The organism is Pseudomonas vranovensis, from assembly GCF_040438935.1.
GTDB lineage: Bacteria > Pseudomonadota > Gammaproteobacteria > Pseudomonadales > Pseudomonadaceae > Aquipseudomonas > Aquipseudomonas vranovensis.
Map to the genome: position 1 here is coordinate 5,511,027 of NZ_CP159259.1, position 21,867 is coordinate 5,532,893.

33 protein-coding genes are annotated in these 21,867 nt (G+C 56.5%); 31 read left to right on the forward strand and 2 right to left on the reverse strand.

Annotated features, from left to right (window positions below; all coding sequences use genetic code 11):
* Positions 1 to 21: 21 nt before the first annotated feature.
* The 29 genes from rplC to bfr all read left to right on the forward strand — a co-directional run bounded on the left by rplC (position 22) and on the right by bfr (position 15,572).
* Positions 22 to 657, forward strand: a complete 636-nt coding sequence (gene rplC / locus ABVN19_RS25440; RefSeq protein ID WP_028944484.1) for a 50S ribosomal protein L3 — start codon at positions 22 to 24, stop codon at positions 655 to 657.
* A gap of 12 nt (positions 658 to 669) precedes the next feature.
* Positions 670 to 1,272: a 50S ribosomal protein L4 gene (gene rplD, locus ABVN19_RS25445; RefSeq protein WP_028944483.1), complete on the forward strand. Its 603-nt coding sequence runs from the start codon at positions 670 to 672 to the stop codon at positions 1,270 to 1,272.
* Entirely contained in the window at positions 1,269 to 1,568 is a 300-nt protein-coding gene (gene rplW, locus ABVN19_RS25450) for a 50S ribosomal protein L23 (RefSeq protein WP_010220306.1), read from the forward strand. The genes rplD and rplW overlap by 4 nt, the downstream gene beginning before the upstream one ends.
* A gap of 14 nt (positions 1,569 to 1,582) precedes the next feature.
* Entirely contained in the window at positions 1,583 to 2,407 is an 825-nt protein-coding gene (rplB, locus tag ABVN19_RS25455) for a 50S ribosomal protein L2 (protein WP_028944482.1), read from the forward strand.
* Positions 2,408 to 2,423: 16 nt separating this feature from the next.
* Positions 2,424 to 2,699, forward strand: coding sequence for a 30S ribosomal protein S19 (rpsS, locus tag ABVN19_RS25460; protein ID WP_002555486.1), 276 nt, complete (start codon positions 2,424 to 2,426; stop codon positions 2,697 to 2,699).
* Positions 2,700 to 2,710: 11 nt separating this feature from the next.
* A complete protein-coding gene (gene rplV / locus ABVN19_RS25465) occupies positions 2,711 to 3,043 on the forward strand; it encodes a 50S ribosomal protein L22 (RefSeq protein ID WP_003103908.1) in 333 nt (110 codons plus the stop codon).
* Positions 3,044 to 3,056: 13 nt separating this feature from the next.
* Positions 3,057 to 3,743, forward strand: coding sequence for a 30S ribosomal protein S3 (gene rpsC / locus ABVN19_RS25470; protein WP_010220308.1), 687 nt, complete (start codon positions 3,057 to 3,059; stop codon positions 3,741 to 3,743).
* 12 nt (positions 3,744 to 3,755) lie between these two features.
* Positions 3,756 to 4,169: a 50S ribosomal protein L16 gene (rplP, locus tag ABVN19_RS25475; RefSeq protein ID WP_003255479.1), complete on the forward strand. Its 414-nt coding sequence runs from the start codon at positions 3,756 to 3,758 to the stop codon at positions 4,167 to 4,169.
* A complete protein-coding gene (rpmC, locus tag ABVN19_RS25480) occupies positions 4,169 to 4,360 on the forward strand; it encodes a 50S ribosomal protein L29 (RefSeq protein ID WP_002555481.1) in 192 nt (63 codons plus the stop codon). Before rplP ends, rpmC begins: the two co-directional genes overlap by 1 nt.
* 2 nt (positions 4,361 to 4,362) lie before the next feature.
* Positions 4,363 to 4,629, forward strand: coding sequence for a 30S ribosomal protein S17 (rpsQ, locus tag ABVN19_RS25485; RefSeq protein WP_028944481.1), 267 nt, complete (start codon positions 4,363 to 4,365; stop codon positions 4,627 to 4,629).
* A 23-nt stretch (positions 4,630 to 4,652) separates the two neighbouring features.
* Complete coding sequence (gene rplN / locus ABVN19_RS25490) at positions 4,653 to 5,021, forward strand: 50S ribosomal protein L14 (RefSeq protein WP_002555479.1); 369 nt, start codon at positions 4,653 to 4,655, stop codon at positions 5,019 to 5,021.
* A gap of 11 nt (positions 5,022 to 5,032) precedes the next feature.
* Positions 5,033 to 5,347, forward strand: coding sequence for a 50S ribosomal protein L24 (gene rplX, locus ABVN19_RS25495; RefSeq protein WP_009397501.1), 315 nt, complete (start codon positions 5,033 to 5,035; stop codon positions 5,345 to 5,347).
* A 20-nt stretch (positions 5,348 to 5,367) separates the two neighbouring features.
* A complete protein-coding gene (gene rplE / locus ABVN19_RS25500) occupies positions 5,368 to 5,907 on the forward strand; it encodes a 50S ribosomal protein L5 (protein WP_028944480.1) in 540 nt (179 codons plus the stop codon).
* Positions 5,908 to 5,920: 13 nt separating this feature from the next.
* Positions 5,921 to 6,226 (forward strand): 30S ribosomal protein S14, encoded by a 306-nt coding sequence (gene rpsN, locus ABVN19_RS25505; protein WP_010220312.1) that lies wholly within the window; start codon positions 5,921 to 5,923, stop codon positions 6,224 to 6,226.
* 209 nt (positions 6,227 to 6,435) lie between these two features.
* Positions 6,436 to 6,828, forward strand: a complete 393-nt coding sequence (gene rpsH / locus ABVN19_RS25510; protein ID WP_010220313.1) for a 30S ribosomal protein S8 — start codon at positions 6,436 to 6,438, stop codon at positions 6,826 to 6,828.
* A gap of 12 nt (positions 6,829 to 6,840) precedes the next feature.
* Complete coding sequence (gene rplF / locus ABVN19_RS25515; RefSeq protein ID WP_028944479.1) at positions 6,841 to 7,374, forward strand: 50S ribosomal protein L6; 534 nt, start codon at positions 6,841 to 6,843, stop codon at positions 7,372 to 7,374.
* A 10-nt stretch (positions 7,375 to 7,384) separates the two neighbouring features.
* A complete protein-coding gene (gene rplR / locus ABVN19_RS25520) occupies positions 7,385 to 7,735 on the forward strand; it encodes a 50S ribosomal protein L18 (RefSeq protein WP_009397496.1) in 351 nt (116 codons plus the stop codon).
* 3 nt (positions 7,736 to 7,738) lie between these two features.
* Positions 7,739 to 8,239 carry a 30S ribosomal protein S5 gene (gene rpsE, locus ABVN19_RS25525; protein ID WP_010220316.1) on the forward strand — a complete coding sequence of 167 codons (501 nt, stop codon included), beginning with the start codon at positions 7,739 to 7,741 and terminating at the stop codon, positions 8,237 to 8,239.
* A 2-nt stretch (positions 8,240 to 8,241) separates the two neighbouring features.
* A complete protein-coding gene (gene rpmD / locus ABVN19_RS25530) occupies positions 8,242 to 8,418 on the forward strand; it encodes a 50S ribosomal protein L30 (RefSeq protein ID WP_010220317.1) in 177 nt (58 codons plus the stop codon).
* Positions 8,419 to 8,421: 3 nt separating this feature from the next.
* Complete coding sequence (gene rplO / locus ABVN19_RS25535) at positions 8,422 to 8,856, forward strand: 50S ribosomal protein L15 (protein WP_010220318.1); 435 nt, start codon at positions 8,422 to 8,424, stop codon at positions 8,854 to 8,856.
* Entirely contained in the window at positions 8,857 to 10,188 is a 1,332-nt protein-coding gene (gene secY / locus ABVN19_RS25540; protein ID WP_010220319.1) for a preprotein translocase subunit SecY, read from the forward strand.
* Positions 10,189 to 10,216: 28 nt separating this feature from the next.
* Positions 10,217 to 10,333, forward strand: coding sequence for a 50S ribosomal protein L36 (rpmJ, locus tag ABVN19_RS25545; RefSeq protein WP_002555468.1), 117 nt, complete (start codon positions 10,217 to 10,219; stop codon positions 10,331 to 10,333).
* Positions 10,334 to 10,464: 131 nt separating this feature from the next.
* Complete coding sequence (gene rpsM / locus ABVN19_RS25550; protein WP_028944477.1) at positions 10,465 to 10,821, forward strand: 30S ribosomal protein S13; 357 nt, start codon at positions 10,465 to 10,467, stop codon at positions 10,819 to 10,821.
* Positions 10,822 to 10,851: 30 nt separating this feature from the next.
* Positions 10,852 to 11,241 carry a 30S ribosomal protein S11 gene (gene rpsK, locus ABVN19_RS25555; RefSeq protein WP_002555466.1) on the forward strand — a complete coding sequence of 130 codons (390 nt, stop codon included), beginning with the start codon at positions 10,852 to 10,854 and terminating at the stop codon, positions 11,239 to 11,241.
* Positions 11,242 to 11,256: 15 nt separating this feature from the next.
* Complete coding sequence (gene rpsD / locus ABVN19_RS25560; protein ID WP_028944476.1) at positions 11,257 to 11,877, forward strand: 30S ribosomal protein S4; 621 nt, start codon at positions 11,257 to 11,259, stop codon at positions 11,875 to 11,877.
* A 22-nt stretch (positions 11,878 to 11,899) separates the two neighbouring features.
* Positions 11,900 to 12,901, forward strand: coding sequence for a DNA-directed RNA polymerase subunit alpha (gene rpoA / locus ABVN19_RS25565; RefSeq protein WP_003186012.1), 1,002 nt, complete (start codon positions 11,900 to 11,902; stop codon positions 12,899 to 12,901).
* Between the two features lie 42 nt (positions 12,902 to 12,943).
* Positions 12,944 to 13,330, forward strand: coding sequence for a 50S ribosomal protein L17 (gene rplQ, locus ABVN19_RS25570; RefSeq protein WP_002555463.1), 387 nt, complete (start codon positions 12,944 to 12,946; stop codon positions 13,328 to 13,330).
* Positions 13,331 to 13,503: 173 nt separating this feature from the next.
* A complete protein-coding gene (locus tag ABVN19_RS25575; RefSeq protein ID WP_028944475.1) occupies positions 13,504 to 14,952 on the forward strand; it encodes a catalase in 1,449 nt (482 codons plus the stop codon).
* A 155-nt stretch (positions 14,953 to 15,107) separates the two neighbouring features.
* Positions 15,108 to 15,572 (forward strand): bacterioferritin, encoded by a 465-nt coding sequence (gene bfr, locus ABVN19_RS25580; protein ID WP_028944474.1) that lies wholly within the window; start codon positions 15,108 to 15,110, stop codon positions 15,570 to 15,572.
* 56 nt (positions 15,573 to 15,628) lie between these two features.
* Here the strand turns inward: bfr and uvrA are convergent, their stop codons facing one another.
* Positions 15,629 to 18,463: an excinuclease ABC subunit UvrA gene (gene uvrA / locus ABVN19_RS25585; protein ID WP_028944473.1), complete on the reverse strand. Its 2,835-nt coding sequence runs from the start codon at positions 18,461 to 18,463 to the stop codon at positions 15,629 to 15,631.
* Between the two features lie 129 nt (positions 18,464 to 18,592).
* Here uvrA and ABVN19_RS25590 point away from each other — a divergent pair, with 129 nt between their 5' ends.
* Positions 18,593 to 19,987, forward strand: coding sequence for an MFS transporter (locus ABVN19_RS25590; protein ID WP_105642147.1), 1,395 nt, complete (start codon positions 18,593 to 18,595; stop codon positions 19,985 to 19,987).
* Positions 19,988 to 19,996: 9 nt separating this feature from the next.
* Entirely contained in the window at positions 19,997 to 20,512 is a 516-nt protein-coding gene (locus tag ABVN19_RS25595) for a single-stranded DNA-binding protein (protein WP_028944471.1), read from the forward strand.
* A gap of 703 nt (positions 20,513 to 21,215) precedes the next feature.
* Here ABVN19_RS25595 and ABVN19_RS25600 read toward each other — a convergent pair.
* Positions 21,216 to 21,695, reverse strand: a complete 480-nt coding sequence (locus ABVN19_RS25600) for a heme-binding protein (protein ID WP_028944469.1) — start codon at positions 21,693 to 21,695, stop codon at positions 21,216 to 21,218.
* Between the last annotated feature and the right edge of the window lie 172 nt (positions 21,696 to 21,867).

The window sequence follows — 21,867 nt, forward strand, 5'->3', positions numbered from 1 at the left end:
TACACTCATGAGGTTTACAACATGACTATTGGTGTAGTCGGTCGTAAGTGCGGTATGACCCGCATTTTCACCGAAGAAGGTGTCTCCATTCCGGTCACGGTCATTGAGATCGAGCCGAATCGCGTCACCCAGTTCAAAACCGAAGAAACTGATGGCTACCGCGCAGTGCAAGTCACTGTCGGCGAGCGTCGTGCTTCGCGCGTGACTGCTGCTCAAGCAGGTCACTTCGCTAAAGCGAACGTTGCCGCTGGTCGCGGTGTCTGGGAGTTCCGTCTTGAAGAAGGCGACTACCAGGCTGGCGACTTGATCAATGCAGAAATCTTCGCAGCTGGCCAAATGGTAGATGTTACCGGTCAGTCGAAAGGTAAAGGCTTCGCCGGTACCATCAAGCGTTGGAATTTCCGCGGTCAAGATAACACCCACGGTAACTCCGTTTCCCACCGCGTCCCGGGCTCTATCGGCCAGTGCCAGACTCCTGGTCGTGTATTCAAGGGCAAGAAAATGTCCGGTCATATGGGCGCCGAGCGCGTGACCGTTCAGTCCCTGGAAGTAGTGCGCGTCGACGCTGAACGCAATCTGTTGCTGGTCAAGGGTGCCGTTCCTGGCGCTACTGGCGGTGATCTGGTTGTGCGTCCGGCTGCCAAGGCTCGCGGTTAAGGGGAAGCTGACATGCAACTAAATGTAAATGACGCTCAAGCGATCGAAGTTTCCGAACTGACTTTCGGTGGCGAATTCAACGAGACGCTGGTTCACCAAGCAGTCGTGGCCTACATGGCCGGCGGCCGTCAGGGCACCAAGCAGCAGAAAACCCGTTCCGACGTTGCTGGTGGCGGTAAGCGCCCATGGCGTCAGAAAGGTACTGGTCGTGCTCGTGCCGGTACCATCCGTAGCCCAATCTGGCGTGGCGGCGGTACCACTTTTGCAGCTCGTCCTCAAGACCACTCGCAGAAGCTCAACAAGAAGATGTACCGCGCAGCAATGCGTTCCATCCTCGCTGAGCTGGTGCGTACCGACCGTCTGGTCGTGGTTCAGGACTTCGCTGTTGAAGCGCCGAAAACCAAAGACCTGCTGAACAAGCTGAACGGCATGGGTCTGAGCGATGTACTGATCGTTTCTGACTCTGTTGATCAGAATCTGTACCTGGCTGCTCGTAACCTGCCGCACGTCGACGTACGTGACGTACAGGGTTCCGATCCGGTCAGTCTGATCGCATACGACAAAGTGTTGATCACTGTGTCGGCCGTGAAGAAATTCGAGGAGCTGCTGGGATGAACCAGGAACGCGTATTTAAAGTCCTCCTTGGCCCGCACGTTTCCGAGAAGGCTACCGTTCTGGCTGAGAAAAAAGGCCAGTTCGTATTCAAGGTTGCTACTGATGCAACCAAGCTGGAAATCAAGAAAGCTGTCGAAGGCCTGTTCGGCGTAAAAGTCGAAAACGTGTCGACTGTAAACGTTCTGGGTAAAACCAAGCGTACCGCACGTGGTCTGGGCAAGCGCAATGACTGGAAGAAGGCGATCGTCTCCCTTCAGCCAGGCCAAGATCTCGATTTCAGCAGCAGTGCTGAGTAAGGAAGGGGTGCATCATGGCAATCGTTAAATGCAAACCGACTTCCCCTGGCCGCCGTTTCGTGGTCAAGGTGGTCAACAAGGAGCTGCACAAAGGCGCTCCTCACGCACCGCTGCTCGAGAAGAAGTCGAAGTCTGGTGGTCGTAACAACAATGGCCGCATCACTACTCGTCACGTAGGTGGTGGTCATAAGCAGCATTACCGTATGGTCGATTTCCGTCGCAATGACAAAGATGGCATCGTCGCCACTGTCGAGCGTATCGAATACGATCCAAACCGTACTGCTCACATCGCACTGCTCTGCTACGCAGACGGCGAGCGCCGCTACATCATCGCCCCTAAAGGCGTGAGTGCTGGCGACCAGCTGATCGCAGGTGCTCTGGCTCCAATCAAGCCAGGCAACTCCCTGCAACTGCGCAACATTCCAGTGGGTAGCACCATTCACGGCATCGAACTGAAGCCGGGCAAGGGTGCACAAATCGCTCGTTCCGCTGGTGCTTCGGCTCAGCTGATCGCTCGCGAAGGCGTCTACGTGACCGTTCGTCTGCGCTCCGGCGAGATGCGTAAAGTCCTGGCTGAATGCCGTGCGACTCTGGGTGAAGTCTCGAACTCCGAGCACAGCCTGCGTTCGCTGGGTAAAGCCGGTGCCAAACGCTGGCGTGGCGTTCGCCCAACCGTTCGTGGTGTTGCCATGAACCCGGTTGACCACCCACATGGTGGTGGTGAAGGTCGTACCTCCGGTGGTCGTCATCCGGTATCGCCATGGGGCTTCCCGACTAAGGGCGCGAAGACTCGTGGTAATAAGCGTACCGACAACATGATCGTCCGTCGTCGCAAGTAAATAGAGGGATACGACAGTGCCACGTTCTCTGAAAAAAGGTCCTTTTATCGATCTTCACCTACTGAAGAAGATCGAAGTGGCGGCGGAAAAGAACGATCGCAAACCAGTTAAGACCTGGTCGCGCCGTTCGATGATCCTGCCACAAATGGTCGGTCTGACCATCGCGGTACATAACGGTCGCCAACACGTCCCAGTTCTCGTGAACGAAGACATGGTCGGCCATAAACTGGGCGAGTTTGCCGGTACCCGCACTTATCGTGGGCACGTGGCTGACAAGAAAGCCAAGCGTTAAGGGGTAAGGAAATGGAAGTAGCCGCTAAGTTGTCGGGCGCTCGAATCTCCGCCCAGAAAGCCCGCTTGGTCGCCGACCAGATCCGCGGGAAGAAGGTGGGCGAAGCGCTCAACCTGTTGGCTTTCAGCAGCAAAAAAGCCGCTGAAATCATGAAGAAAGTCCTCGAGTCGGCCGTAGCCAACGCCGAGCATAACGAAGGCGCAGACGTTGATGACCTGAAGGTCTCCACCGTTTTCGTCAACGAAGGGCGTTCGCTGAAGCGAATCATGCCGCGTGCCAAAGGCCGCGCTGATCGCATCGTCAAGCGGTCTTGCCATATCACTGTCAAGGTTGCGGACAAGTAACGGAGTCGATCAGATGGGTCAGAAAGTACATCCCACTGGCATTCGCCTGGGAATCGTCAAGGAGCACACCTCCGTCTGGTACGCAGACGGTCGGACTTATGCGGACTATTTGCTCGCAGATCTGAATGTGCGTGAGTACCTCCAAGACAAACTAAAAAGCGCGTCCGTTAGCCGTATCGATATCCATCGTCCGGCTCAAACTGCACGCATCACCATCCACACCGCTCGTCCAGGTATCGTTATCGGGAAGAAGGGTGAAGATGTTGAAAAACTGCGTCAGGACCTGACCAAGCAAATGGGTGTGCCTGTGCACATCAATATCGAAGAGATCCGCAAGCCGGAACTCGACGGTATGCTGGTAGCTCAGAGCGTAGCTCAGCAGCTGGAGCGTCGTGTGATGTTCCGTCGCGCCATGAAGCGCGCCGTACAGAACGCCATGCGCATTGGTGCCAAAGGCATCAAGATCCAGGTGAGCGGTCGTCTCGGTGGTGCTGAAATCGCACGTACTGAATGGTATCGCGAAGGTCGTGTGCCGCTGCACACCCTGCGTGCTGACATCGACTATGCCACTTACGAAGCTCACACCACTTACGGTGTGATCGGTGTGAAGGTTTGGATTTTCAAAGGCGAAGTTATTGGTGGTCGCCAAGAAGAACTGAAACCACAAGCACCAGCGCCTCGTAAAAAAGCTGCTAAGTAAGGGGTACGCCAAATGTTGCAACCAAAGCGTACAAAATTCCGCAAGCAGATGACTGGCCACAACCGTGGTCTGGCGCTGCGCGGTAGCAAAGTCAGCTTCGGCGAGTTTGCTCTGAAAGCTGTTGCTCGCGGTCGTCTCACCGCTCGCCAGATCGAATCGGCACGTCGTGCCCTGACTCGTCACGTAAAACGTGGCGGTAAGATCTGGATCCGTGTGTTCCCGGACAAGCCGATTTCCAAGAAGCCTCTCGAAGTGCGGATGGGTAAAGGTAAAGGTTCCGTGGAGTACTGGGTTGCCCAGATCCAGCCAGGCAAAGTCCTGTACGAGATCGAGGGTGTTTCTGAAGAGCTGGCGCGTGAGGCTTTCGCCCTGGCGGCTGCAAAGCTGCCTCTCGCCACCTCCTTTGTTAAGCGGACGGTGATGTGATGAAAGCGAATGAACTTCGTGAAAAATCAGCACAGCAGCTGAACGAGCAACTGCTCGGCTTGCTGCGCGACCAGTTCAATCTGCGTATGCAGAAAGCAACTGGCCAGTTGGGGCAGTCGCACCTGCTCTCGCAAGTTAAGCGTGACATCGCTCGCGTGAAAACTGTGCTCAACCAGCAGGCAGGTAAGTAATCATGGCTGAAGCTGAAAAAACCGTCCGTACGCTGACTGGCCGTGTCGTCAGCGACAAGATGGACAAAACCATCACCGTACTGATCGAGCGTCGCGTAAAGCACCCGATCTACGGTAAATACGTTAAGCGTTCGACTAAGCTGCACGCGCACGACGAAACCAATCAGTGCCATATCGGCGACAAGGTCTCCATCCGTGAGACTCGTCCGCTGGCCAAGACCAAAGCTTGGGCACTGGTTGAAGTTCTCGAACGCGCTGTTGAAGTCTAAGGGCTAAGGGTCGGAGAAATTTTATGATTCAGACTCAATCCATGCTCGATGTGGCCGATAACAGCGGCGCTCGTCGCGTCATGTGCATCAAGGTTCTCGGCGGTTCGCACCGCCGTTACGCCGGCATCGGTGACATCATCAAGGTAACCGTCAAGGAAGCAATTCCGCGCGGTAAAGTGAAGAAAGGCCAAGTGATGACTGCTGTTGTGGTCCGCACTCGCCACGGTGTCCGTCGTGCTGACGGCTCCATCATCCGCTTTGATGGCAATGCTGCTGTTCTGCTGAACAACAAGCAAGAGCCGATCGGCACCCGTATCTTTGGGCCAGTGACCCGTGAACTTCGTACTGAGAAGTTCATGAAGATCGTCTCGCTCGCCCCAGAAGTGCTGTAAGGAGATCCGACATGCAAAAGATTCGTCGTGACGACGAGATCATCGTGATCGCCGGCAAAGACAAAGGTAAGCGCGGTAAGGTGCTCAAGGTTCTCGCTGACGACCGTCTGGTCGTTGGTGGGATCAACCTGGTGAAGCGTCATACCAAGCCTAACCCGATGTCGGGCGTACAAGGCGGTATCGTCGAGAAAGAAGCGCCACTGCACGCTTCCAACGTCGCCATTTTCAACGGCGAAACCAACAAGGCTGACCGCGTTGGTTTCAAAGTAGAAGACGGCAAGAAAATTCGTGTCTTCAAGTCGACCCAAAAAGCGGTTGATGCTTGAACACTGCTAGGTAGAAGACCATGGCACGACTGAAAGAGATTTACCGGAAGGAAATTGCTCCGAAGCTTAAGGAAGAACTTAAGCTGGCGAACGTGATGGAAGTTCCGCGCGTTACCAAGATCACCCTGAACATGGGTCTGGGCGAAGCTGTCGGCGACAAGAAAGTCATCGAGCACGCTGTTGCTGACCTGGAGAAGATCACCGGTCAGAAAGCCGTTGTGACTTTCGCTCGGAAATCCATCGCGGGCTTCAAAGTCCGTGAGGGCTGGCCGATCGGCGTTAAAGTTACTCTGCGCCGTGATCGTATGTATGAATTCCTGGACCGCCTGCTGGCGATCTCCCTGCCTCGGGTTCGCGACTTCCGCGGCCTGAATGCCAAGTCCTTCGATGGTCGCGGCAACTACAGCATGGGCGTGAAAGAGCAGATCATTTTCCCGGAAATCGACTACGACAAGATCGATGCTCTGCGCGGTCTGGACATTACCCTGACCACCACTGCCAAGAACGATGACGAAGGCCGCGCTCTGCTGCGTGCTTTCAAATTCCCGTTCCGCAACTGATTGGAGTAGGAAAATGGCCAAGAAGAGCATGAAAAACCGTGAGCTGAAGCGTCAGCTCACTGTTGCCAAGTACGCCAAGAAGCGTGCTGAGCTGAAAGCGACCATCGTTAACCTGGAAGCAACTCCAGAAGAGCGTTTTGCCGCTGTCGTAGCTCTGCAGAAGCAGCCACGTGACGCTAGCGCTTCGCGCCTGCGTAACCGCTGCCGCATCACCGGTCGTCCACACGGCGTTTACCGCAAGTTCGGCCTCGGCCGTAACAAGCTGCGTGAAGCAGCAATGCGCGGTGACGTTCCAGGTCTGGTTAAAGCCAGCTGGTAAGACGTACCGGCAGCGTCCAGGTGGCGGGGGAGCAATCTTCCGACCACCGGTGACTTTGCATCGAAACAAGCCCCTTCTGGGGCTTGTTTCGTTTCTGGGATCTGTCTAGAATGACCGGCTCTCCTGAGCCCGGGTTTTTTGACCCTGCGCGCTCAGGCGACTGTAGTAGCCGAGAGGCTAATTTTTCTTGTATCAGGAGCGTCTAGCCCATGAGTATGCAGGACCCGTTAGCGGACATGCTAACTCGCATCCGTAATGCCCAGATGGCTGAAAAGTCCGTCGTAAGCATGCCTTCGTCGACTCTGAAGGTTGCGGTAGCCAAAGTTCTGAAAGACGAAGGTTACATCGCTGGCTATCAGGTCAGCAGCGAAGTAAAACCATCGCTTTCCATCGAGCTGAAATACTTCGAAGGCCGTCCGGTCATCGAGGAAGTCAAGCGCGTAAGTCGTCCAGGCCTGCGTCAGTACAAGTCCGTCGAAGAACTGCCGAAAGTACGTGGCGGTCTGGGCGTGTCTATCGTCTCCACCAATAAAGGTGTGATGACTGATCGTGCTGCGCGCGCTGCCGGTGTCGGCGGCGAAGTTCTCTGCACAGTGTTCTAAGGGGGGATAAGCATGTCTCGCGTCGCTAAGAACCCCGTTAAGCTGCCAGCCGGTGTCGAAGTAAAATTCGTCGGCCAGCAGCTTTCGGTGAAGGGTGCCAAGGGCACTCTCGAACTGAACGTTCACTCGTCTGTAGAAGTGATTGAAGAAGCCGGTGAGCTGCGTTTCGCTGCTCGCAATGGCGATCAACAAACCCGCGCTATGGCCGGTACTACCCGTGCCCTGGTAAACAACATGGTCCAAGGCGTAAGCCAAGGCTTCGAGCGTAAGCTCCAGCTGGTCGGTGTTGGTTACAAAGCACAAGCCAAAGGCACCGTGCTGAACCTGGCGCTCGGCTTCTCGCATCCAGTGGATTACGAACTGCCGGCTGGTATCACCGCTGAGACCCCAAGCCAGACCGATATCCTGATCAAGGGTATCGACAAGCAGCTGGTAGGTCAGGTGGCCGCTGAAATCCGCGACTTCCGTCCACCAGAGCCGTACAAAGGCAAGGGTGTGCGTTACGCGGACGAAGTCGTCCGTCGTAAAGAAGCCAAGAAGAAGTAGGGCCTAGCAAATGACCGACAAAAAAGTTACTCGACTGCGTCGCGCTCGCAAAGCACGCCTGAAAATGCACGAACTCGAAGTCGTGCGTCTCTGCGTGTTCCGCTCCTCGCAGCACATCTATGCCCAGGTCATTTCGGCCGACGGCAGCAAAGTCCTGGCCAGCGCCTCGACTTTGGACAAAGAACTGCGTGATGGCGCCACCGGCAACATCGACGCGGCCACTAAGGTTGGCAAGCTGGTAGCTGAGCGCGCGAAAGCCGCCGGTGTATCTCAAGTTGCCTTTGACCGTTCCGGCTTCAAGTACCACGGCCGCGTCAAGGCGCTGGCTGATGCTGCTCGTGAAGGCGGGCTGGAGTTCTAAGTTATGGCAAATAACGATCAAAAGCGCGACGAAGGCTACATCGAGAAGCTGGTTCAAGTTAACCGCGTTGCCAAAACCGTAAAAGGCGGCCGTATCTTCACCTTCACCGCGTTGACCGTGGTTGGTGATGGTAAAGGTCGTGTCGGCTTCGGCCGTGGCAAATCGCGCGAAGTACCTGCTGCGATCCAGAAAGCCATGGAAGCTGCTCGTCGCAACATGATTCAGGTTGACCTGAACGGCACCACCCTGCAGTACGCCACCAAGTCCGCCCATGGCGCGTCGAAGGTGTACATGCAGCCTGCCTCCGAAGGTACCGGTATCATCGCCGGTGGCGCCATGCGTGCCGTCCTGGAAGTTGCTGGCGTTCAGAACGTCCTGGCCAAGTGCTATGGCTCGACCAACCCTGTAAACGTGGTTCACGCCACTTTCAAGGGTCTGAAGGCTATGCAATCTCCTGAGTCCATTGCTGCCAAGCGCGGCAAGAGCGTTGAGGAGATCCGCTGATCATGGCTACCGTTAAAGTTACGCTGATCAAAAGCACCGCCGGCCGTCTCCCTAACCACAAACTGTGTGTTAAGGGTCTGGGTCTGCGCCGCATCGGTCACACTGTAGAAGTCCTGGATACTCCCGAGAATCGCGGGATGATCAACAAGGCTTACTACATGCTGCGCGTCGAGGGTTAATCGATGAAACTCAATGATCTGAGTCCAGCGCCGGGTTCCCGTCGCGAGAAGCATCGTCCGGGTCGTGGTATCGGTAGTGGTTTGGGTAAGACTGGTGGCCGTGGTCACAAAGGTCAGACTTCCCGCTCCGGTGGCACCATCGCTCCAGGCTTTGAAGGCGGTCAACAGCCGCTGCACCGTCGTCTGCCGAAATTCGGCTTCGTTTCCCTGAAAGCCATGGACCGCGCAGAAGTGCGTCTGTCCGAGCTGGCCAAAGTGGAAGGCGACGTTGTCACCGTGCAATCCTTGAAGGATGCCAACGTGATTAACCAGAACGTACAGCGTGTGAAAATCATGCTGTCGGGCGAAGTTACTCGCGCGGTCACCATCAAGGGTATCGCAGCCACCAAAGGTGCGCGTGCGGCTATCGAAGCAGCTGGCGGCAAGTTCGAGGAATAAATGGCTAAGCAAGGTGCTCTCTCTTCGCTCGGCAAAGGCGGGATGTCTGAACTTTGGGCTCGTCTGCGTTTTCTGTTCCTGGCGATCATCGTCTATCGGATAGGCGCACACATCCCAGTTCCAGGTATCAACCCGGACCGGCTGGCGGAACTGTTTCGACAGAATGAGGGGACCATTCTTAGCTTGTTCAACATGTTTTCCGGCGGCGCGCTGGAGCGGATGAGCATCTTTGCACTGGGGATCATGCCGTATATTTCGGCATCGATCATCATGCAGCTGATGACCGCCGTTAGCCCGCAGCTGGAGCAGTTGAAGAAGGAAGGTGAAGCTGGCCGTCGCAAGATCAGCCAGTACACCCGCTACGGCACCGTAATCCTGGCGCTGGTCCAGGCCATTGGCATGTCCATTGGTCTGGCCGGTCAGGGCGTGGCGTTTTCTGCTGACTTTGGCTTCCATTTCGTTGCAGTATCCACGTTTGTGGCTGGTGCGATGTTCATGATGTGGCTGGGTGAGCAGATCACGGAGCGCGGTGTAGGCAACGGTATCTCGATGTTGATCTTCGCAGGTATCGTCGCCGGTCTTCCGAGAGCAATCGGGCAGTCTTTCGAGTCTGCACGTACGGGCGATATCAACATTTTCGCTCTGGTCGCTATCGGTTTGCTGGCAGTAGCGATTATCGGTTTTGTGGTGTTCATTGAGCGTGGTCAGCGTCGAATCGCCGTTCACTACGCCAAGCGTCAGCAGGGCCGCAAGGTCTTCGCTGCGCAGACTAGCCACTTGCCGCTGAAAGTGAACATGGCGGGTGTTATTCCTGCCATTTTCGCGAGCAGCATCTTGCTGTTCCCGGCTTCGCTGGGTGCCTGGTTCGGTCAGTCCGAAGGTATGGGCTGGTTGCAGGACATCTCGCAGTCGATCGCTCCTGGTCAGCCGTTGAATATTCTGCTGTTTAGTGCAGGGATTATTTTCTTCTGCTTCTTCTATACGGCGTTGATGTTCAATCCGAAAGACGTAGCGGAGAACCTGAAGAAGTCCGGTGCCTTTATTCCGGGTATCCGTCCAGGTGAGCAGTCGGCGCGCTACATTGATGGCGTTCTGACCCGCTTGACCATGTTCGGTGCTCTTTATATGACGGCCGTCTGTCTGCTTCCCCAGTTCCTGGTGGTTGCGGCAAACGTTCCGTTCTACCTTGGCGGGACCTCGTTGCTGATTGTGGTAGTGGTTGTGATGGACTTCATGTCCCAAGTACAATCGCACCTCGTTTCGCACCAGTACGAATCCCTGATGAAGAAAGCCAACCTGAAAGGTTACGGCGGCAGCGGTTTGCTGCGCTGAGAGACCCTTAAGGTTCGAGGAGTTGGTGATGAAAGTTCGTGCATCGGTGAAAAAGCTGTGCCGTAACTGCAAAATTATTCGCCGCGAAGGTGTTGTTCGAGTAATTTGCAGTGCGGAACCACGTCACAAGCAGCGCCAAGGCTGAGTGTGATCTGCGCTTCAAACCCAGCAGCTAGTGCGCTGCTGGGTTGATTATTTGTTTCTACAGCGATATTATCTCGCGCCCTATTTCTTGGCTTCCGGGGCGTAGGTAGCTGTCAATTGGAGTCCCACTGAATGGCCCGTATTGCAGGCGTCAACATTCCAGATAACAAGCACACTGTTATCTCGCTGACCTACATCTATGGTGTTGGTCGCACTACTGCACAGAAAATCTGTGTAGAGACTGGGGTCAACCCAGCCGCTAAGATCAAGGATCTGAGCGACGAGCAGGTTGAATCGCTGCGTACTGAAGTTGCGAAGTACATCACCGAAGGTGATCTGCGCCGTGACATCAACATGAAAATCAAGCGGTTGATGGACCTGGGTTGCTACCGTGGCCTGCGTCATCGTCGGGGTCTACCAGTACGCGGTCAGCGTACCAAGACCAACGCGCGTACCCGTAAGGGCCCGCGTAAGCCGATCCGCAAGTAATCGCACCAGCGAATCGACAGGAATTTAGAAATGGCAAAACCTGCTGCTCGTCCTCGTAAAAAAGTCAAAAAGACAGTGGTTGATGGCATCGCCCACATCCACGCGTCTTTTAACAACACCATCGTGACCATCACCGATCGTCAAGGTAACGCTCTGTCTTGGGCTACCTCCGGCGGTTCGGGTTTCCGCGGTTCCCGCAAGTCCACCCCGTTCGCTGCTCAAGTAGCTGCTGAGCGTGCTGGTCAAGCTGCGCTGGAATATGGTCTGAAGAACCTCGACGTCAACGTCAAGGGTCCAGGTCCAGGTCGTGAGTCCGCTGTTCGTGCTTTGAACGGTTGTGGCTATAAGATCGCCAGCATCACCGACGTGACGCCAATCCCGCATAACGGGTGCCGTCCGCCGAAGAAGCGCCGCGTGTAATCAGGAGACAGATAAATGGCACGTTACATTGGTCCAAAATGCAAACTGTCTCGTCGTGAAGGCACCGATCTGTTCCTGAAGAGCGGCGTTCGCGCTCTGGAATCGAAGTGCAACATCGAAGCAGCCCCAGGTATCCACGGTCAGCGTCGTGGTCGTCAGTCCGACTACGGCACCCAGCTGCGTGAGAAACAAAAAGTACGTCGTATCTATGGCGTTCTCGAGCGTCAGTTCAGCGGTTACTACAAGGAAGCAGCCTCCAAGAAGGGTGCTACCGGCGAGAACCTGCTGCAGTTGCTCGAATGCCGTCTGGATAACGTCGTTTATCGTATGGGCTTTGGCGCTACTCGTGCCGAATCCCGTCAGCTGGTTTCGCACAAAGCGATCAGCGTAAACGGCAAGACTGTAAACGTTCCGTCCTACCAAGTTCGTCCGGGTGACGTGGTCGCGGTTCGCGAGAAGTCGCTGAACCAGCTGCGCATTGTTCAAGCCCTTGAACTGTGCGCCCAGCGTGGCCGCGTTGAGTGGGTAGATGTGGATGCTGCCAAGAAGTCGGGCGTTTTCAAGAACGTTCCTGCTCGCAGCGACCTGTCCGCCGACATCAACGAAAGCCTGATTGTCGAGCTCTACTCCAAGTAAGGGCTAGAAAATAGGTGCATCCATGCAGATTTCGGTAAATGAGTTCCTGACGCCCCGCCACATCGATGTGCAGGTCGTCAGTCCAACCCGCGCTAAAATCACGCTCGAGCCTCTCGAGCGTGGCTTTGGCCATACCCTGGGCAACGCGCTGCGCCGCATCCTGTTGTCCTCCATGCCTGGCTGTGCAGTAGTCGAGGCCGAGATTGACGGTGTACTCCACGAGTACTCGGCAATCGAAGGTGTACAGGAAGACGTCATTGAAATCCTGTTGAACCTGAAAGGCCTGGCTATCAAACTGCACGGTCGTGACGAAGTTACGCTGACCTTGTCGAAAAAGGGTTCGGGGGTGGTTACCGCTGCCGATATTCAGCTGGATCATGATGTCGAGATCGTTAACCCCGATCACGTAATCGCTAACCTGGCGTCCAACGGCGCCTTGAACATGAAGCTCACCGTAGCTCGTGGTCGTGGTTATGAGCCGGCCGATTCGCGTCAGAGCGATGAAGACGAAAGCCGCAGCATTGGTCGCTTGCAGCTCGACTCTTCGTTCAGCCCGGTTCGCCGTATCGCATACGTGGTGGAAAACGCCCGTGTCGAGCAGCGTACCAACCTGGACAAGCTGGTAATTGATCTGGAAACCAACGGTACTCTGGACCCAGAAGAGGCTATCCGTCGTGCCGCAACCATCCTGCAACAGCAGCTGGCTGCGTTCGTCGACCTCAAAGGTGACAGCGAACCTGTGGTAGTCGAACAGGAAGACGAGATCGATCCGATCCTGCTTCGTCCGGTTGACGATCTGGAATTGACCGTGCGTTCGGCCAACTGCCTTAAGGCGGAGAACATTTACTACATCGGCGATCTGATTCAGCGCACCGAAGTAGAACTGTTGAAGACTCCGAACCTGGGCAAGAAGTCCCTGACTGAAATCAAGGACGTTCTGGCCTCCCGTGGTCTGTCCCTCGGCATGCGCCTCGACAACTGGCCGCCTGCAAGTCTTAAGAAGGACGACAAGGCGACTGCCTGATCGTCGTAATCACCGAACGTAGTGTTTGGTAAGGAATGAATCATGCGTCATCGTAAAAGTGGACGTCACCTGAGCCGTACCAGCTCTCACCGCAAGGCTATGTTCCAGAACATGGCGGTGTCGCTGTTCGAGCACGAGCTGATCAAAACTACCCTGCCAAAAGCCAAGGAACTGCGCCGCGTTGCCGAGCCGCTGATCACCCTGGCCAAGGAAGACAGCGTAGCTAACCGTCGCCTGGCTTTCGACCGTACCCGTTCGAAAGAAATCGTCGGCAAGCTGTTCAACGATCTGGGCAAGCGCTATGCCACCCGTCAGGGCGGCTACCTGCGTATCCTCAAGTGCGGTTTCCGCGCTGGCGATAACGCACCTATGGCGTACGTCGAGCTGGTTGATCGTCCTGTCGGTGGCTCGGTAGAAGCTGCTGAGTAAGGCGAACAGTCTGTAACAAGGAACCGGGCCTAGTGCCCGGTTTTTTGTGTCTATATGCATTGTAATAATCTATTGATCTGAATCATGTAATGAATTTGGTGTTGTCATAGTCCTGGTCGATACTCATCCCAAGCCGATTAGCCGGCCGTTCAAGACCGATAGGGAGAGAGTGCATGAGCCAGAACAAAGTACTGACCACCGCCAGCGGAGCGCCGGTCGCGGACAACCAGAATTCGCGTTCGGCAGGCCCGCGTGGCCCGCTTCTGCTTGACGACTTCCACTTGATCGAAAAGCTCGCCCATTTCAACCGCGAGAATATTCCTGAGCGTCGTGTTCACGCCAAAGGCTCGGGAGCCTATGGCAACTTCACCGTAACGCGTGATATCACTCAATTCAGCTGCGCCAGTTTGTTCAGCAATGTGGGCAAGCAGACTGAAACTTTCCTGCGTTTTTCCACTGTCGGTGGAGAGCGAGGCTCGGCGGACACTGAGCGCGATCCGCGCGGTTTTGCGCTGAAGTTCTACACCGAGGAAGGTAACTGGGACATCGTTGGCAACAACACGCCGGTGTTCTTCATCCGTGATCCACTCAAATTTCCTGACTTTATCCACACCCAGAAGCGTCTGCCGCAAAGCAACCTCAAAAGTGCGCAGATGATGTGGGACTTTTGGTCGCATTCGCCCGAGGCCCTGCACCAAGTCACCATTCTGTTCTCCGATCGCGGCATTCCGGACGGTTACCGCCATATGCACGGTTTCGGTAGTCATACCTACAGCCTGATCAATGCAGAGGGTCAGCGCACGTGGGTCAAATGGCACTTCAAGACCAAGCAAGGGATCAAGAACCTGGCACCGGCCGAAGCTGCACGCCTGGCAGGTACCGACCCTGACTACGCACAACGTGACTTGTTTGAAGCCATTGAGCGGGGTGACTTCCCTAAATGGGCCGTTTGCATCCAGGTGATGAGCGAAGAAGAAGCGGCTAGTCGCGATGAGAACCCGTTCGACGTCACCAAGACCTGGTCACAGAAGAACTACCCGCTGATCGAAATCGGTGAGTTGGAGCTCAACCGCAATCCGTTGAACTACTTCGCAGAAGTCGAGCAAGCGGCGTTCGGCCCGAGCAATATGGTGCCAGGCGTCGGCCTTTCGCCAGATCGTATGCTTCAGGGGCGCGTTTTCGCCTACGCAGACGCCCATCGCTACCGCGTGGGTACCAACCATCAACAGTTGCCGGTAAACGCGCCACGCAGTCCGGTAAACAGCTACCAGCGTGACGGCGCCATGGTGTTCGGCACCAATGGTGGGGCCGCGCCGAACTATGAGCCTAACAGCTACGACCATGCTCCAAAGCAGGCGCCACAGTTCGCAGAACCTGCGCTCACCCTGAATGGCGTGGCAGATCGCTATGATCACCGCGAAGACACCGACTATTACAGTCATGCCGGTGCGCTGTTCCGCTTGATGGATCCAGGGCAGAAGGCACTGTTGATCAGCAACATTGCAGGCGCGATGGCTGGTGTTTCCGAGGACGTGGTACAGCGTCAGTTGCAGCATTTCTTCAAGGCAGATCCGGCCTATGGAGAAGGGATTGCCAGCGCTTTGGGCATAAATCTCGCCTAAGTCGAAGTGATAAAAAGAACCGCCCTCATTTGGGCGGTTTTTCAATGAATATCACTACCGTTTACCGATTTTTTTCCACTTTATTGCGCAAATCTCAGTGACCTCGCGATCATCCTGGTTCAAACTATGACTTTCAAACAGGGAGAGGCAGGGCGATGCAAGGTCACCCGGACGTAATCGATTATCTCAACACGTTGCTGACGGGCGAACTGGCGGCACGCGACCAATACTTCATCCATTCGCGGATGTACGAAGACTGGGGCTTGAGCAAGCTCTACGAGCGTATCAACCACGAGATGGAAGAAGAGGCACAGCACGCCGATGCCCTGATGCGCCGTATCCTCATGCTTGAAGGCACGCCGCGCATGCGTCCTGATGACCTCGATGTCGGTGCCACCGTGCCAGACATGATCGCTGCCGACCTGCGCCTGGAATACAAAGTGCGCGCCGCGCTGTGCAAGGGCATCGAGTTGTGCGAACTGCACAAAGACTATATCAGCCGCGACATCCTGCGCCTGCAACTGGCTGACACCGAAGAAGATCACACCTACTGGCTGGAAAAGCAGCAGGGTCTGATCAAGTCGATCGGCCTGGAGAATTACCTGCAATCGCAGATGTAATTTTCGTGAAACAAAAAAAAGCCCCGCCAGTGCGGGGCTTTTTGTCAGTGCTGTTCTTACGCGCGATCGCGCAACAACAGCGGCTTGAGGTAGTAGCCCGTGTAGGACTGCTTCATCTCGGCCACTTCTTCCGGTGTGCCACATCCAATGATCTGACCACCTTTGGAGCCTCCCTCCGGACCCAGGTCGACGATCCAGTCGGCAGTCTTGATCACGTCCAGGTTGTGCTCGATCACCACCACGGTGTTGCCATGGTCGCGCAGACGGTGCAGTACATCGAGCAACTGCTGGATGTCGGCAAAATGCAGGCCGGTGGTCGGTTCATCGAGGATGTACAGCGTTTTGCCGGTATCGCGCTTGGACAGTTCGCGCGACAGCTTAACCCGCTGCGCTTCACCGCCAGACAAGGTGGTCGCCGACTGCCCCAGCTTGATGTACGACAGGCCGACATCCATCAGGGTCTGTAGTTTGCGCGCCAGGGCCGGTACCGCATCGAAGAACACACGGGCTTCCTCGATGGTCATTTCCAGGACCTCGTGGATGTTCTTGCCCTTGTACTTGATCTCCAGGGTTTCGCGGTTATAGCGCTTGCTTTTGCACACATCGCAGGGCACGTAAATGTCGGGCAAAAAGTGCATCTCGACCTTGATCAGGCCGTCGCCCTGACAGGCCTCACAGCGTCCGCCCTTGACGTTGAAGGAGAAACGCCCCGGGCCGTAACCGCGGGAGCGGGACTCCGGCACGCCCGAGAACAGTTCACGAATCGGCGTGAACAAACCGGTGTAGGTCGCCGGGTTCGAGCGTGGCGTGCGGCCGATTGGGCTCTGGTCAATGTCAACCACCTTGTCCAGGTGCTGCAGGCCGTCACAGCTGTCGTGCGGTGCCGCTTCCAGCGTACTGGCGCCATTGAGGGCGGTCGCGCTGAGCGGGAACAGGGTGTTGTTGATCAGCGTTGACTTGCCCGAGCCTGAAACTCCGGTCACGCAGGTCAGCAGGCCGATCGGGATTTCCAGGTCGACATTCTGCAGATTGTTGCCACGTGCGCCTTTGAGCTTGAGTGAAAGCTTTTTGTTGCGCGGGGTGCGCTTGGCCGGTACGGCTATCTTGACGCGTCCCGACAGGTACTTGCCGGTGAGTGAGTCAGGATGGGCCATGACATCGGCCGGAGAGCCCTCTGCCACAATCCGGCCGCCGTGGACGCCGGCGCCTGGGCCGATATCCACTACATAGTCGGCCAGGCGAATGGCATCTTCGTCGTGCTCGACCACGATCACTGTGTTGCCGATATCGCGCAGGTGATTGAGGGTCGCCAGCAGTCGGTCATTGTCGCGCTGGTGCAGGCCGATGGAAGGCTCGTCGAGGATGTACATCACCCCGACAAGGCCCGCGCCGATCTGGCTGGCCAGGCGGATACGCTGTGCTTCACCACCGGACAGGGTATCGGCGCTGCGGTCCAGGGTCAGGTAGTCGAGACCGACGTTGACCAGGAACTGCAGGCGCTCACAGATTTCCTTGAGGATCTTGTCGGCGATCTCGCCACGGCGACCGGTCAGCTTCAGGCCGCCGAAGTAGTCGCTGGCATCGCCGATAGGCAGCCCGGTGACTGCTGGCAGGGTCTTTTCACCCACCCAGACGTGTCGTGCTTCACGACGAAGGCGCGTGCCTCGACAATCGGGGCAGGGTTGCGTGCTGAGGAACTTGGCCAGTTCTTCGCGTACGGTGGCCGATTCGGTCTCGCGATAGCGGCGCTCCAGGTTAGGCACGATGCCTTCGAACGGGTGCGAGCGCTTGACGATGTCGCCACGGTCATTGAGGTACTTGAAGTCGACGTTCTGCTTGCCGCTGCCGTGCAGGATAACTTTCTGCTGTTCGGCCGGCAGTTCGCCAAAGGGCACTTCGAGACTGAAGTCAAAGTGCGTGGCCAGCGAACCCAGCATCTGGAAGTAATAAACGTTGCGCCGGTCCCAGCCACGTATCGCGCCTTCGGCCAGGGTCAGTTCGTTATTGACCAGTCGCTTGGTGTCAAAGAATTGCTTGACCCCCAGGCCATCGCAGGTCGGACAGGCGCCTGCCGGGTTGTTGAACGAAAACAGCTTGGGCTCGAGCTCGCTGATGGCATGGCCGCAGACCGGGCAGGCAAAGCGGGCCGAGAAGATCATCTCTTCAAACGGCTCGTCATCCATCGAGGCAACCAGGGCAATACCATCAGCGAGCTTCAGTGCGGTTTCAAAGGACTCGGCCAGGCGTTGCTGCAGATCTTCACGCACCTTGAAGCGATCGACCACTACGTCGATGGTGTGCTTTTTCTGCTTATCCAGTTTCGGCAGCTCATCGAGTTCGTACAGCTTGCCGTTGATCCGGGCGCGCACAAAACCCTGGGCGCGCAGTTCATCGAACACGGCCAGGTGTTCACCCTTGCGCTCGCGAATGACCGGGGCCAGGAGCATCAGCTTGCTGCCTTCAGGCTGGGCCAGCACCAGGTCGACCATCTGGCTGACAGTCTGGGCTTCGAGCGGAATGTCGTGATCCGGGCAGCGTGGAGTGCCGACGCGGGCATAGAGCAGGCGCAGGTAGTCGTAGATTTCGGTAATGGTGCCCACGGTGGAGCGGGGGTTGTGCGAAGTCGATTTCTGTTCGATGGAAATGGCCGGTGACAGGCCCTCGATGGTGTCGACATCGGGCTTTTCCATCATCGACAGGAACTGCCGGGCATAGGCCGACAGCGATTCGACGTAGCGACGCTGGCCTTCTGCATAGAGGGTGTCGAAGGCCAATGACGACTTGCCGGAACCGGACAGGCCGGTAATGACGATCAGCTTGTCCCGGGGCAGGGTCAGGTCAATGTTCTTCAGGTTGTGGGTTCTTGCCCCACGAATCAGGATCTTGTCCACTGCGGCCTCGCTCGGCGGGCATAAACAGTTGAGTATACGGCGCCCTGCCATTACGCGGCAAAGCGTCGCGTATATGCCGTTAAGCGATGGGACTGGTAGAATCGCCGCCGGTTCACACGAGGTTTATCCATGCACGATACCCACAGCGAACGCATGAGTGGCAGCGAAACCCGCGCCGCAGGCGGCCTGGCCATGGTGTTCGCCTTCCGCATGCTGGGCATGTTCATGGTCCTGCCGGTGCTGGCGACCTATGGCATGGACCTGGCTGGTGCTACGCCGGCGCTCATCGGCCTGGCCATTGGCGCCTATGGTCTGACCCAGGCATTCCTGCAGATTCCATTTGGGGTCATTTCCGACCGGATAGGGCGGCGCCCGGTGATCTACCTGGGCCTGGTCATCTTTGCCCTGGGCAGTGTGCTCGCGGCTCAGGCCGACTCGATCTGGGGGGTGATTGCCGGACGTATCCTGCAGGGCGCTGGCGCGATTTCCGCTGCGGTAATGGCGTTGCTGTCGGACCTTACCCGGGAGCAGCATCGGACCAAGGCCATGGCCATGATCGGCATGAGCATCGGCTTGTCCTTTGCGGTGGCCATGGTGGTCGGGCCATTGCTCACCCGTGCTTTCGGGCTCTCGGGACTGTTTCTGGCTACCGCCGCGCTGGCGCTGGTGGGTATCGCTATCATTGCATTCGTGGTGCCGGCGTCACATGGAGCCCTTCAGCACCGTGAGTCGGGTGTCGCCAAGCAGGCGCTGGGCCCTACCTTGCGTCATCCAGACCTGCTGCGCCTGGATGTGGGTATCTTCGTCCTGCACGCCATCCTGATGGCCAGCTTCGTTGCCTTGCCTCTGGCGCTCGTGGAGCGGGGTGGCTTGCCCAAGGAAGAGCATTGGTGGGTGTACCTGACCGCTTTGCTGGTCTCATTTTTTGCAATGATCCCGTTCATTATCTATGGCGAGAAAAAGCGCAAGATGAAACGCGTCCTGCTGGGCGCGGTCAGTGTGTTGATGCTCACCGAGCTGTTCTTCTGGCTGTCAGCAGACAACTTGCACGAACTGGTGATCGGCACCGTGATATTCTTTACTGCCTTCAACCTGCTGGAGGCATCCTTGCCTTCGCTGGTGAGCAAGGTGTCGCCCGCCGGCGGCAAGGGCACGGCAATGGGGGTGTATTCCACCAGCCAGTTCCTTGGTGCCGCGCTGGGAGGAATTCTCGGTGGCTGGTTGTTCCAGCACGGAGGCCTGAGCACGGTGTTCCTGGGCTGCGCAGCCTTGTGTGCACTGTGGTGGATCGTGGCCCTGAGCATGCGTGAACCGCCGTACGTGACCAGCCTGCGCTTGCCGTTGTCGGCCGAGGCGGTCCGCGAAGCGGGACTGACCGAGCGGCTACTGGCCGTGCCGGGTGTAACCGACGCAGTGGTGGTGGCCGATGAAGCCGCCATCTATATCAAACTTGATACACAAATTTTGGATCGCACGACCCTGGAGCGCCTGGTAAACCCGGCCTCCGAAGCGTGCGAAGCCTAGGAGAACGTTATGGCCCGTGGGGTTAACAAAGTCATTCTGGTCGGTACCTGCGGTCAGGATCCCGAAGTCCGCTACCTGCCCAACGGTAACGCCGTGACCAACCTGAGCCTGGCCACCAGCGAGCAGTGGACCGACAAGCAGACCGGTCAGAAGGTCGAGCGCACCGAGTGGCACCGTGTTTCGATGTTCGGCAAGGTTGCCGAGATCGCCGGTGAGTACCTGCGCAAAGGTTCGCAGGTCTACATCGAAGGCAAGCTGCAAACCCGCGAGTGGGAAAAAGACGGCATCAAGCGTTATACCACCGAGATCATCGTCGACATGCAGGGCACCATGCAGCTGCTCGGCGGTCGTCCGCAAAACCAGGACGGTTCCCAGCAGCAGGGTGGCGGCAACTACAACCAGGCGCCGCGTCAGCAGGCTCCTCGGCCACAACAGTCGGCGCCCCAGCAGCGTCCTGCGCCTCAGCAGGCCGCACCGCAACCAGCTGCTGATTTCGACAGCTTTGATGACGATATCCCGTTCTGATCAGTTGCCCGATCCTGTTGTACCCAAAGCCCGTGGCCTTGCGCCACGGGCTTTTTTTTGGAGCATTAAAATCCATTATTTTGCGTGGAGAAGTTTTTATTCTTCGTGGGGGATTTCTGAAGTTGTTTGTTTGGTCTTTTTTCGCCATCGTCATTGCTTAGTATTCACTTTTCAATGGAGTGGATCATGCAAGCAAGTAATGAGGAACAGAAACAGAATCTAATACAGTTGGCGCTTACTGCCGAAGATTTTCATGTCGCTGGATTCTCCAAAAAGTACGCAGCTTATCTCGATGGTCAAGCGGGTGGCGGTGTCTACAATGGCGGACTGCTGCTGATAGTCGGCTTCATAATAGGTGCGGTTGGGGTCGCTACGCTAATTTTTGGCCCACCATCTATTACGACAGGCTGTCAGGCCCACCTTGCTTCAGTACATCCAGATGTACCCAGGTCCCATCACAACGGTAGGGGGCATCTGTATCGCATTGGGGAACAGTCTGCGCGTCAGTAAACCGATGAGCCGTGAAGTTTTCCTGCTGGCTCACTACAGATTCGTCAAGGAAGATGGCAGTGATTGCAGTAACGAAATTCAGGTCCATCATTTGGCAGATGACAATTTTATTGTCTCTGGGGATCGGTAGTTAATTTCAACTAAGCCTGGCATTGCTACCGTTGCCAGGCTTGTTTTATTTCACGACGTTAACTTATTGGTTCAGTTGATCAATTGCCGCCTGGGCAAATTGGCCATCCAGCTCAGGTGTTGCACCGCTGATACCAATACCGCCGATGTGCATGCCACTTTTGGACATGACCGGCAATCCACCTTCCAGTAACAGAAAGCCCGGGATAGCGGTGTAGGGATTGGCCGGCATTGCGGCACTTCGCTCTGCCAGCACCTTGGTCGAGACCGGGAATTGCGCGGAGGTCGATGCCTTGAGCCGGGACACCTCGATACTGCCGACGCTGGTGTTGTCCATGCGATGGAAGTGCTTGAGGTTGCCATGGTTGTCGACAATGCTGATAACGATCGAGAAGCCTTTCTCCTGGGCTGCCCGCGCTGCGGCGTCGACCATCGTTTGCGCCATCGTCGCTGTAATGGAAGGCGGCGAGGCCTGTGCGGGGCCTGCGAGCATCAGTGGTGCAATCACTGCAAAGAGCGCTGCGACCTTACGGGCTGTTTTCATAGTGTGTTGCTGTCCTTGATTACGTTTTGGCCAACGTAGCAGGGCGTTTCGCAGAGATAAGTAGTCCTACTCCCTCGTGTGGTGTCAGAACTTTCTGGTTGTCTCCACGCCCTCTCCTGAATTCTTGACTAGAGTATCAACTGGTGACGGCTGTAAATGTCACCACCGTGAT